The organism is Alicyclobacillus pomorum DSM 14955 (genome assembly GCF_000472905.1).
In the GTDB taxonomy this organism is placed as follows: Bacteria; Bacillota; Bacilli; order Alicyclobacillales; family Alicyclobacillaceae; genus Alicyclobacillus_A; species Alicyclobacillus_A pomorum.
Window position 1 is genome coordinate 1 of record NZ_AXAR01000029.1, and the last position, 10,506, is coordinate 10,506.

At 47.5% G+C, this 10,506-nt stretch carries 15 protein-coding genes, 1 tRNA gene and 1 pseudogene; 5 read left to right on the plus strand and 12 right to left on the minus strand.

Annotated elements, in window-relative coordinates; all coding sequences use genetic code 11:
* Positions 1 to 278: pseudogene (locus YWK_RS20595) on the minus strand (IS110 family RNA-guided transposase); the annotation flags it as partial.
* Positions 279 to 463: 185 nt separating this feature from the next.
* Between YWK_RS20595 and YWK_RS0117250 the strand changes: the two are divergent.
* The 3 genes from YWK_RS0117250 to YWK_RS0117260 all read left to right on the plus strand — a co-directional run bounded on the left by YWK_RS0117250 (position 464) and on the right by YWK_RS0117260 (position 1,926).
* On the plus strand, positions 464 to 715 hold the full coding sequence (locus YWK_RS0117250; protein ID WP_026965752.1) for a hypothetical protein: 252 nt from the start codon (positions 464 to 466) through the stop codon (positions 713 to 715).
* Between the two features lie 610 nt (positions 716 to 1,325).
* Positions 1,326 to 1,401 (plus strand) — tRNA-Gly (locus tag YWK_RS0117255).
* A 186-nt stretch (positions 1,402 to 1,587) separates the two neighbouring features.
* Positions 1,588 to 1,926, plus strand: a complete 339-nt coding sequence (locus YWK_RS0117260; protein ID WP_026965753.1) for a hypothetical protein — start codon at positions 1,588 to 1,590, stop codon at positions 1,924 to 1,926.
* Between the two features lie 433 nt (positions 1,927 to 2,359).
* On the opposite strand, the gene YWK_RS22955 is transcribed toward YWK_RS0117260, so the two are convergent.
* The 5 genes from YWK_RS22955 to YWK_RS0117280 form a co-directional block, all read right to left on the minus strand.
* Positions 2,360 to 2,560 (minus strand): hypothetical protein, encoded by a 201-nt coding sequence (locus tag YWK_RS22955; RefSeq protein WP_211231425.1) that lies wholly within the window; start codon positions 2,558 to 2,560, stop codon positions 2,360 to 2,362.
* Positions 2,475 to 3,332 (minus strand): ornithine cyclodeaminase family protein, encoded by an 858-nt coding sequence (locus tag YWK_RS20600; protein ID WP_211231426.1) that lies wholly within the window; start codon positions 3,330 to 3,332, stop codon positions 2,475 to 2,477. The genes YWK_RS22955 and YWK_RS20600 overlap by 86 nt, the downstream gene beginning before the upstream one ends.
* A 485-nt stretch (positions 3,333 to 3,817) precedes the next feature.
* Positions 3,818 to 4,111: a putative glycolipid-binding domain-containing protein gene (locus tag YWK_RS0117270; RefSeq protein ID WP_026965754.1), complete on the minus strand. Its 294-nt coding sequence runs from the start codon at positions 4,109 to 4,111 to the stop codon at positions 3,818 to 3,820.
* A 267-nt stretch (positions 4,112 to 4,378) separates the two neighbouring features.
* Complete coding sequence (locus tag YWK_RS0117275) at positions 4,379 to 4,831, minus strand: MFS transporter (RefSeq protein WP_026965755.1); 453 nt, start codon at positions 4,829 to 4,831, stop codon at positions 4,379 to 4,381.
* Positions 4,792 to 5,598 (minus strand): MFS transporter, encoded by an 807-nt coding sequence (locus YWK_RS0117280; RefSeq protein ID WP_026965756.1) that lies wholly within the window; start codon positions 5,596 to 5,598, stop codon positions 4,792 to 4,794. The genes YWK_RS0117275 and YWK_RS0117280 overlap by 40 nt, the downstream gene beginning before the upstream one ends.
* Before the next feature lie 222 nt (positions 5,599 to 5,820).
* Between YWK_RS0117280 and YWK_RS22960 the strand changes: the two genes are divergently transcribed.
* Positions 5,821 to 6,198 carry a LysR substrate-binding domain-containing protein gene (locus tag YWK_RS22960; RefSeq protein ID WP_084453836.1) on the plus strand — a complete coding sequence of 126 codons (378 nt, stop codon included), beginning with the start codon at positions 5,821 to 5,823 and terminating at the stop codon, positions 6,196 to 6,198.
* 45 nt (positions 6,199 to 6,243) lie between these two features.
* On the opposite strand, the gene YWK_RS21245 is transcribed toward YWK_RS22960, so the two are convergent.
* The 6 genes from YWK_RS21245 to YWK_RS0117320 all read right to left on the minus strand — a co-directional run bounded on the left by YWK_RS21245 (position 6,244) and on the right by YWK_RS0117320 (position 9,887).
* Positions 6,244 to 6,531: a hypothetical protein gene (locus YWK_RS21245; protein ID WP_156909204.1), complete on the minus strand. Its 288-nt coding sequence runs from the start codon at positions 6,529 to 6,531 to the stop codon at positions 6,244 to 6,246.
* Positions 6,532 to 6,882: 351 nt separating this feature from the next.
* Positions 6,883 to 7,383: an MFS transporter gene (locus YWK_RS22965; protein WP_415782807.1), complete on the minus strand. Its 501-nt coding sequence runs from the start codon at positions 7,381 to 7,383 to the stop codon at positions 6,883 to 6,885.
* Positions 7,384 to 7,564: 181 nt separating this feature from the next.
* Positions 7,565 to 7,942, minus strand: coding sequence for an FAS1-like dehydratase domain-containing protein (locus YWK_RS0117305; protein ID WP_026965761.1), 378 nt, complete (start codon positions 7,940 to 7,942; stop codon positions 7,565 to 7,567).
* A 198-nt stretch (positions 7,943 to 8,140) separates the two neighbouring features.
* Entirely contained in the window at positions 8,141 to 8,707 is a 567-nt protein-coding gene (locus YWK_RS0117310; protein ID WP_245578661.1) for a GNAT family N-acetyltransferase, read from the minus strand.
* A 468-nt stretch (positions 8,708 to 9,175) separates the two neighbouring features.
* Positions 9,176 to 9,394 (minus strand): helix-turn-helix domain-containing protein, encoded by a 219-nt coding sequence (locus YWK_RS0117315; RefSeq protein ID WP_004434885.1) that lies wholly within the window; start codon positions 9,392 to 9,394, stop codon positions 9,176 to 9,178.
* Between the two features lie 10 nt (positions 9,395 to 9,404).
* On the minus strand, positions 9,405 to 9,887 hold the full coding sequence (locus YWK_RS0117320) for a DUF2975 domain-containing protein (RefSeq protein ID WP_026965763.1): 483 nt from the start codon (positions 9,885 to 9,887) through the stop codon (positions 9,405 to 9,407).
* 209 nt (positions 9,888 to 10,096) lie between these two features.
* Between YWK_RS0117320 and YWK_RS0117325 the strand changes: the two genes are divergently transcribed.
* Positions 10,097 to 10,506, plus strand: a 410-nt coding sequence (locus YWK_RS0117325) for an IS256 family transposase (protein WP_026964462.1), incomplete at its 3' end; no start/stop codon positions are given.

Genomic DNA, 10,506 nt, shown 5'->3' on the forward strand with positions numbered 1-10,506 from the left:
CCCTGTCTTTTGGGAATGAGTGAAGGAGCCACAACAGTACAAGAGACGTCCATTGCATGGAGCAATCGATACAGGCCATAGCCCGTGGGTCCAGCCTCGTAGCAGAACTCCAGTTTTACTCCCTCGCCGTCGAGTTGACGTACGAGGTTTCTTACGGCCTCTACTGTATGAGGAAACATCCCAATGAATCTGGGCTCACCCCGGCCTTCGTCCGCGACTGCAACTGCGATTTTCTCCTTGGACACATCCAAACCAACGAACTTTGTGATACTCTTCATAGTATCGGCCCCTTTCGTATGTGGCTCTGCACTGTTCTCGATAGATTCAGTGTAATCCACGACGTACGAAATGGGGCCGGTGTCGTTCATTATGACTATGTTGTCTTCGTGGGTACCGGACAAATTTACTAAATTATCTGTAGTGGTAAAATGAAACAAAACGCAATTCTTGGAGGATGATTCCTTTGGTGAAGATCTATGCCGATAAACGCATCCAACTTGCTTTGTGCATCATCTATCCGATAGCAGTGTATTTCTTCCTTACGGAATGGAAGACTTCAACTTGGCAACCCATGCTACAGCATTTAATCAATCGTCCGCTGCCGAAAGCGATTTTCACGGTAATCCATAGAGTGGCCACCTACACAAAGCACTTGAGTTCGATACAAAACTGCCTGTCACAGGCGGTTTTTGATGTGTCTAATAACCTTTATTGATATGAACGACACCTTTCAAGCCCCGTATCGTGGTGAGGTTGAAAGCCCGACCCGAAGGCAAGGTTCGTCGACGGTTGGCACACTGATATTCGCGGGTTGGTTACCGCATTTCGTACCTCCGTCAAGGGGGTGCCTCGGACTATGTACGTGCGTAAGGACATTTTGGCCTTGCACAAACGGGTTTCCCCATACCGGGTCCTGTGCCTTCAGGCCCGACCTTCACCCCTTTTCGCTCAACTATAAAAAACTTTGACTCACAAAACGCTGTTACACAATCTTGGATGACTCCAACTGATTCTTTACCTCACATGCAATGGCCCATATGAACCCAAGCAATTCTCTCGCCACTGTGGTGATAGCCACATTGTGGTTCTTCCTGCTGTCACCTCCGCCACACCGCGTAGTGTCTGTAACGCTTGGATAACCGGGGCTCTCTCGCTTTCTGTCGCCTCCAGATGAATCGCAGCATCGAGACGCTTTAAGCGGCCATCAATTCCGTCTAGGGTGCAAATACTCCTGAAACACCACTTGCTCTCGCGTGTCCGTCCACTTAAGTTGGTTGAAATCAGAACGTGACTGGTGTACTCTGTAGATATCTGAAAAGTGTTATGCGGACGTAGTTCAATTGGCAGAGCGTCAGCTTCCCAAGCTGAATGTTGCGGGTTCGAGTCCCGTCGTCCGCTCCAAGATCTAAAACTTCCCGTCACGACAAGGATCCAGTACAAAAATGTGCTGGATCTTTTTCGTTTTTAAAACGGGCGTCAATCAGCGCTCTTCAACTTTAGCCAAGGGAAAGATTTCAGCCTAAGTCTTGCATGTTTCGCCACGTTCGGTCCGGTCCAAATCCTTTTCAAAACCACGGAGGGATGATTGTGACGTTAGCCGCGGAGTTGGCGAAGCTCGAGAAACTGGCTAAAGAACAGAAGGAGGTCTTACGACCAGGCGATGTAACAGACCTGCTCACCGCTATTGAGTATTACGTTCGTGTACGTTTTCGCCGAGGTAAAGCCCGTACAACGATTCGAGCCGAATATTACGATCTCATGTACTTTTACGAGGACCACGTACTCCATAACAGCCTCTTTACAGATACGGGAATGCAACCTGTTCCCCTGTCCAAAGTTACCGCTGATGACATTTTGATGCTCCTGCATCGTTTGGATAAATCGAACTCACGGCAACCTTTTGGAAATGTGCATTACTGCCTCTGACATGAAACAGTCGCCAAGCATTATCTGTATGACTATAAATCTCGTCAGCAATAACCCGAAACGCATCCGGCGCATCCGAATGAATCCAGAACACTGCCAAATCGACAGGTCCATGTGCTGCCATGGCTTCATTGATGTGTTGCTTCAATTCATTCGACTGATGGTAATCGACAGCTATCGGATTTATCACCGCATCTGGACTAGCCTTCGACAGGAGTAAGTTCAATCGCTCCGGACGCTACCCGATGACTGATACTGTATAACCTTGTTGAGCCAACCAAAGCGACACGCCTGAAAGCATTCCGGTGCCACCGACTACGAGAGCATGCATTGGTCAGTTCTCCTTTTGTTTAACAGCAATCCTTATAGGAGAAGTCGGGAGGCCAAATTAACGCTCCAGACCATCCGGTATGGCACAGTCGTGGTGAATCACTCAGTTGAGCGATTTACCCACGCCCAGCTCAATACCCTTGTGATATACCTCCCATGCAGCCACTAAGTCCTGAAACGGGAGGCCAACACCGCCAAAGATCGTGATTTCTTCCTGACTATCCCGACCCTGGACCTGGCCTCGTAGGACTACTGTTAGTGTGGCATACGAAAAAGTGTTTCTCTTGGAACGTGTGCAATGCACCCATTTGCTCTGTCAGGGACCGATCATCGCAAACAAATTTGCTCTTTCGTATAAGCTCCTCCGCCACTTCCACCTTACCAGGAGCATCCGGACCCAACGTTGTAATATGTGTGCCTGGACGAATGATGTTGGAAAAGAGAAACGGTTCTCGTGACCACGTGGCAGTAATGATGATATCGGCATACCGAACCGCCTCTTCTATCGAATCCGAAACCGTACAGCGGAAACCCTCGTTCGTTCGTCGCTCATGGTATTGTTGAGCTGCACTTCGTCGGACGTCGTAAACGAATACCTTCTTGATCCGACGCACATGAGTGAGATACCGAAACTGCATCTCTCCTTGCGCCCCAGCGCCGATGATAGCTACTGTTTCTGCGTCTTGGCGTGCCAAAACGTTTGCTGCAACCGCCCCAGCGGCCGCTGTACGATGGGCCGTTACAAGTGGTGAATCAATCACGGCCAACAGTGTTCCATTTGAAGAATCGAAGAGTTGAATGACTCCCTGAATCGCTGGCAAACCAGCACTGGGGTTATCGGGATAATTTGCATGGACCTTCACCGTATAAGGCGGAATTCCAGGCACTACCCCCGGCAATAAAATCATGGCTTCTGCATTCGTAGGTGCGCCCGTTACATCAGACAGCGCAGCCCGAACACGCAGCGGGCTGGTTGTACAGGAATCGATCTTTTTAAACGCCCATTGCATAGACCGAATCAATTCATGTTCTCGAATGCACTGTTCTACGTCATCATGATTCATCCACAATGTCAATGAACTGTTCACCACCCTTGTTCAATGCCAAAACAGCGAAAACCATCATCGGGAACAAATATGTCCAAAGTTTCTGATAATTGGCGGAGTCGTTCTGGCAGGTGATGTACGATGAATTAGACGGTATTCATCGAATAGGCTTCAGGAGACCGACTTGCTAAAGCGATAGAATCAACTAGCGTAAACAGCTTTGCGACTTGGATAAACCGTACCATGTTGGGTAGCCATCTGGGAATGTCTGAACAGTTTCTTTCCAAGATTCAATGTATTTTGCCGTCACGAGTGATTCGCAACATCCAGTAACTTCCCAACACCTGTTGGTACAATCAATTACTCCATCTGTGGTATGAGCAAAACGGTCATTCCATGCTTTGTTACAAAGTGTCATGTCGCCAATCTTTCGCTCTGTTCATCGGAGAAGTGTTGTTTTTGAGACCCTGTGTTTTCAATAATTGTTGTTTTACATCACGCCATTTTTCGTGCACCTACACCCGGTTCCATTCACCCTGGTACACAATCACGACACCGTCGGGATCTACACTGATTTTTGCTCGGTAACCGCTTTTAATCGATTCGTACAAGTAGGCTGTCGGATCGACACATGTGTATCTTTGAGGCGTAGCCCCATCGTCCTCGCACTGTACGCTGTAAGACACTGAGAGTGGCTTACCATCCAGTTGAGTTACGACTCGCCTTCTCAGCGTAGTGACGGGTTGCGTATGAATCTCACAATATTCCAGCCCGTTGCCTTCGATCCGGGACCACAATACAGTCTGCATGGCGGGAACAACTCCTTTCGAAACACTCAGCGCCAACTCGCTGCAATGATTGATACGGAACCAAGTGCGTGGAAGCAGCTACTATCACGCACAAGGCCGGGCTCCCTCTCGCCTGTGTCATGAGAAGCGAAGAAGATACTACCAATTTGTTGCCCCTTCAAGATGGGTTCGTCACAGATCACGCATGTTCCTTTCAGAGCATCTGATTTGACGGTTATAGGCTGGAGCCCCTGATGTGACCTATTGCAATGAGGTCCTTGCTGCCTCTCATTCTGGCGGCGAGAACTTGTTTGAGGGCTGCTCACTTCTGTGTCCAAACTGCATCAACCAGGACACACCACACAGCAACGACATCGCCCCAATGACAATGCCAACCGCAGGAATCCGGAATCTCGTCACGGCCAGTCCCATGAGTGCATAAGATAACTGCATGACGCCACCGTACGTGGAACCGTGTAACGCAAAAACTCGGCCTCGAACTGTTGAATCCGTACTTGTCTGCAACATGTATGTATCTAACGGAATGATGTCGCCGGAACTGATACGCATCAACAGAAGCATCAAAGCGCCCCAAGCGAAAATGGTGAACTGTGTCATGGCGCCAAAGAATAGTGCCTGCGTTACATACGCTATACCGTACCAGACGACTGCTCGGCGATGATTCTTCCTGACAAAATGATTTACCACATACGCCCCAGCCAACACGCCGATCCCGTCCACAACGTATAACACATTCCGATGCCAAGCCCACCCATGTGATAAACCCGCTGCCCAAGAACCGGGAGCAGGATGTAATACCCTCCGCTAGCGAGACCCCAACTGATCCCGATGAGAATGATGGACCGAGCCACACGGTTATGAAGCGCCTCCTCAAAGCCCGCCTTGAGCGACTGAAAATACGGTGTATTGCTTCTAACACCGCCTGTCTCATCCCAGTGGCAACGCAGGATGTGCCATGCTGACCACAGATATGATGCAGCGTTGATGATGAAACAAACAATCGGCCCGACGGTCGCTGAAACGATTCCGCCACACGCCGCACCGATAATTTGTATCAGCCCACTTGCTTGGGATTCCAATCCATTAGCCGCCGCCAAGTCATCACGTGAAACGATGAGTGGTATCGCCGCATTGCGAGCCGGTCCAAACAAAACCCCCGACACACCCAGCAGCGCTGAACCAACATAGAGAACCCAGGCTGCATGCAACACGACGGCTAAGGAGAACGCTAGTGCAAATAGAGCCCGAACCAAATCCGTCAGAAATAAGAATGGACGCTTGGGAAAACCATCGACAAAGGGCCCCGCAAATGGCCCAAGGATAACAGCAGGTAGTGACCGACAGAGAAGAACCAGGCCCATCACTGCTGGTGAGTGCGTCAATGTCAACGTAACCTGCGCCAAAGCTACCTCGTTGAACCAGTTGCCAAATTGGCTTCCTACGGAGGCTAACCACAAGTTTCGATAGTTTTGATTGGTACGTAGCAACTATATTCCGGACATCAGTGACCTTCTTCCCCGGCAATGTACTGCTTGGTCGGTTCCACGTTAGCACCTAGCAATCGTGAGTCACCATACGTCGTTGGTCCTAATCCTAGCAACGCCATCTCGTCGCCCTGACATCGTTGCATCAAAATGTGTTGACCTTTAACTCAGTAGTGATTGTCTATGTAGTTTTCGGGGCCAACCATGTCTGCAACCGCTTTATAAATGTTTGGCGGATACTCTGCTAAGCGGTGGCACCAGAAGCCAATTCTCATGAATAGCACTGGCTGTTTATACAGGTACAGGGCACAAATTGAAGACTGGCTACATGCTGAAGGAATCGTTGCTCCACGTATTATGGAATTCAATACACTTGATGCCATCATCGGAGGAGTCATAGCTGGACTAGGAGTATCGCTTATACCGAGGTCTGCAATCCAGAAACTTGCAGGAGCAGGGTTGGTGAAGGCATTCCCCATTCCCGAACCTTATAGCTCAGTCAGCACTGCATTTATCCGGCATAAGGACGCCTTGTTGACAAGCACGTTGACAGAGTTGATAGACATGGTACGACGATTTTCAACCATGTTCAATGCTCGCTGATACATGAAAAGCTCATGCATGCAACGGATACAGGAGCACTGATCTTCAGTCGTCGTCTCCTGTGTCAATCGACAACGGGCTGCCATGCTTCCGGACAAAAATGAATAAAATCAGTAACAACGAAATGGACAAGGTGAAGGTGGCATATCCCCATGCCGCCCGGAATCCAACCATCAATCCTGCCGTTCCCGATCCAGCGTATATCCAGATGAAAGCCGCTGCTACAGCCGTATCGACGGCAATGCCGAGATTTTGAATCATACGCTGCACGGCCCCGATGGTCCCCTGACTCTCTTTCCCCACTATCCCCATGATGGCTGAAAGATTGGCCATACAAAGATTCCGGCGCCCACGCCATATACAAACAGCAGAATAGCGAGGAAAAGTGGAGGCCAGCCGGCACGCATCAGACTCAAGCTCCCGTATGCAAACACCGTGACTGTAAGACCAGTTACCATCAGGGGTCTGGTTCCCACCCTCCCCATGAGTTTTCCAGACGCCTTGGATAGCAGCATCAGCCCGAGTGGCGCCGATAGATTCACCAATCCAGATTGCCACGGCGCCAGGTGTTGGACACTCTCCAAAAAATACGGAGGGATAATGAAGCCAAGTGACGTTGCCCCACCAAAGAAGAACACTGCTAATACCGCTGCCGTGAAGTCGCTCTTGCAAAACAACCTGAGGTCAATAATTGGGTGTGCAATATACAGTTCCCGCATGCCGAACACCGTAAGAAGTAGTCCGCATACCACTAACAAACTGATAGTGACGAAGTTCGATCTCCCGACCGTAGACCACACGGACAGGGATTCCAGACAGAAGCGCCAATATCGACATTGACAAGAGCAAGTTGCCTGTTACATTGAGGTGAACAGGCTTGAGCACTTCGTTGACGGTCCTCTTTAGTTGGCCACATCCGATGAGACCAGCGACGGCAACGGGGATGTTGATCCAGAAGATCGAGCGCCAACCAGAAAACGATATCAGGGTGCCCCCGACACTTGGACCTAGAACGGGTCCCAATCCCATGAGAATACCGAGTGTACCAAGCGCAGGTCCTTGTCTGTCACGTGGGATGATGGTTGTGATGATCGCAGCAGACGTTGCTTGAAGCATCGCCGCTCCAATCCCTTGTACGGTACGAGAAGTGATCAGTTCGGCCGTCGTCTGCGAGAGGCCACACAATGTTGACTGTTTTCCGCAACTTAAAAATGCAGAAAAACGCTGCGCTCCGATATACCGCGTTATTTATATTTATGCAATTTGGTCAGCGTTTCCTTATGTCGTTAACGCCCCCTTATGTGCAACAAGGAGCGAATACCACTAGTAGTACATTGGCACTTTCAAAACAGTCTAAGAAACCGAACTAATCACGTATAATCCCGTAACTGCTACCAATAAGCACTTCTTTTCCATGTTGGTTTGTATAAACGCATTTCATGGCGACTTCAACAAAAGTTTCCCTTTTATCGACTTTTGTAATTGTGAGCTCGCAGGTTATTGTGTCACCCGAAAAGACTGGACGAACGTACTCAAACACCATTTCTCTCGCAATGTAATTGAGGTCACCGCCGATTTTTGTTCCGACAGAGGCAGTGAGCAACCCATGTGCCATCAATCGACCCTTGTCATCTCGCTGGATGTGATGATTACCTTTATCACCAGTAAGTTCTCCAAACTGTAGAATTTCTTCGTCCGTAAAAGTCCTTTGCCAGGTGAAAACATCCCCCACTGCTATACTCACTCATATCCCTCCCATAAACCGAACAGTCGTTTGATCGTGATTATAAACTGAATTCAGCATCTTGAATACTTCTGCCCCAAAGTTCAATAAGGTAAAATCTTACTAATTGAATATTCATGCAAAAAGCGATAAATGGGCTTGTTAAACTCTCGCCCCCTTTAGTTCAGGTTCAGGTTCAGCTATCGGATCATGGTCGTTTTAAACCAAATCCTTTTTCATTGTCCAAGACGTATCACACCACCCCACATGAATATATCCATATCTTTCATATAGTCGACGAGCAGGATTTCTTGGGTCTACACTTAGACATAACTTTTGATATCCGTATGCTCTAGCCCTATCTTCGATCTCTCTCATCAACGCACTACCAATGCCTTGACCTCGGTAATCTTCAACGACTGCAATACTAAGTTCTGGAGTAGTGTCATCGACGTAACCGAATCCCTTATTGGCTTCATCGAAAAGACGCAGCCAAACCGCACCTACTGGCTGATTATTGTATTTTGCTATTAACCCGATATCACCAGCCCGACCCCATCCATTCACGTACTTCGCTAGAAAAGGCTCTAGTACTATCTCTCTTGGAAATGGTTTCTGCCCTTCGGGTACATACATCGCCTGATACAACATTTCCCATAGAAAAGGAATATCATATTGATTGATATCTCTAATTGTGAAATTCAAATATTTTACCCCCAGCTTATTCGACATTCCTGCCCCATAGTTCAGCAAGGAACACGTAATTGCCGTTGCATATTCATTCAAAAGTTCCTTCAGAAATTTATACCGTAATAACCCGTATTAACTACGGACCTTCCGTCGGTGGATTCAAAACATGATCTGCGAAGTCATTAGCCATGGGTACACCAGATTGACGAATTTAGCGTGCCGATAATCGTATTGTGTTTCACGTAAATCTATATCTGGCCCCAGCAAAAGCCAACACGCTCCACGAGCCGCACTTTGAAGTCCGACGCTACCCGCATTGATGATGCGTTTACCGAGTACAGCACGGTCAAATTGAATATGTGTATGCCCGCAAACAATGATGTCTTGACTCACTGAATCAATCAACAGTACACCTAGGGGTATCGCCAACAAAATGCGGATTTCGCACGCTAAGCCAATTTTTTATATAAAAAAGCCGGATTCCTGCTCGTTAAGAAAGGAATATCCGGCTTATGTTTATTGCACTCTCGATTCCCGTTAGTTAAATAAATTTGTTGTCTATTTTTATTGAGTGTCTTCGTCGCTTTTGTACTCCAAAATATCACCCGGCTGACAATCCAAAGTCTTACATATCGCTTCTAATGTTGAAAAACGAACCGCTTTTGCTTTCCCATTTTTCAGAATGGAAAGATTCGCCATAGTAATTCCAACCCTCTCCGAAAGCTCCGTTACGCTCATTTTTCGTTTTGCTAACATCACATCAATATTAATAATAATTGCCATATGCTCCACCTCAGACCGTTAAATCATTTTCTGATTTTATATTAATAGCTTCCTGTAAAAGTCTTTGGAGAACAGAAGCAAAAACGGCGATCACCATAGAGGCGAAAATAATGACCAATCCGATTGGTATGAAACTTGGAGGGTCAACTTTCTTCCCCATGAGATAGTAGAGTGGCATACCTAGCAGGTACAGGGTACTGATTGTGATGGCACAGTATTTTATATTCTTTAAAGCTTTTACCGATAATTCCGAGAACGCTTGGTTCTTATCAATATAGCTTAAAAGTTTAAAAGCCTGATACAGAGCAAAGTAAAAAGGAATCGCTGCTGCGTACATATCGATTAAAACGAGAGATTTCATATAAGCCATTTCTGGATACAATTCTCCAGCAAAATCCCCAATCTTAGGCACTAAAAATATGCACAAAGCGAGAATTGGGATTCCAATAAGAATAACAGCCATCTTCAAAAAGAGTGTTGTTCCTCGTTTCATAAAGTGCACCTCACTTATTTAATGTCAGTTTTGACTTTACCACATAATTTATCGTTTTACAATAAACTTATATCGTTTTTAATTATATTATTATTGTTAGTTAAAGTCTCAAGTGGTGGTGTAAATTCTGAGGCTTCATGTTGACGAAAAAGCCATCGAGTGCCATCTACTAAAGTGACGGCAATCACCAGTAGTAGGAGGCGAACTCGATGGCTTCTATGGATAAGATCGCACTTTTGGAGCTGATTCGCAAGATCGGTTTGGAAGATGGAGATGTCGATTTTCTGCGGGAGGGTTTGAAGGTCCTTGCCGAAGCCGTGATGGATGCCGAGGTCAGTCAACTCGTCGGTGCTGAGCGCTTCGAACGAAGCACGGAGCGCAAGAATTACCGTAACGGATACCGCCGCAGAGAGTGGGATACGAGAGTCGGAACCATTGAATTGCAAATTCCCAAGCTCCGAAAAGGCAGCTATTTCCCCAGCTTGTTAGAGCCACGGCGGAGAGCGGAGAAAGCATTGCTCAATGTTATTCAGGAAGCCTATGTGCATGGTGTGAGCACCCGTAAAGTGGACGAACTTGTAGAGTCGCTGGGTATCGGAGGAATCAGCAAGAGTGAAGT

Coding starts and splice junctions, on each gene's coding strand:
- YWK_RS0117270 (WP_026965754.1), bottom strand. CDS start 4,111: ATGCAGACTGTATTGTGGTCCCGGATCGAAGGCAACGGGCTGGAATAT.
- YWK_RS22960 (WP_084453836.1), top strand. CDS start 5,821: ATGTTTGGCGGATACTCTGCTAAGCGGTGGCACCAGAAGCCAATTCTC.
- YWK_RS21245 (WP_156909204.1), bottom strand. CDS start 6,531: ATGGCCAATCTTTCAGCCATCATGGGGATAGTGGGGAAAGAGAGTCAG.
- YWK_RS0117315 (WP_004434885.1), bottom strand. CDS start 9,394: ATGGCAATTATTATTAATATTGATGTGATGTTAGCAAAACGAAAAATG.
- YWK_RS0117320 (WP_026965763.1), bottom strand. CDS start 9,887: ATGAAACGAGGAACAACACTCTTTTTGAAGATGGCTGTTATTCTTATT.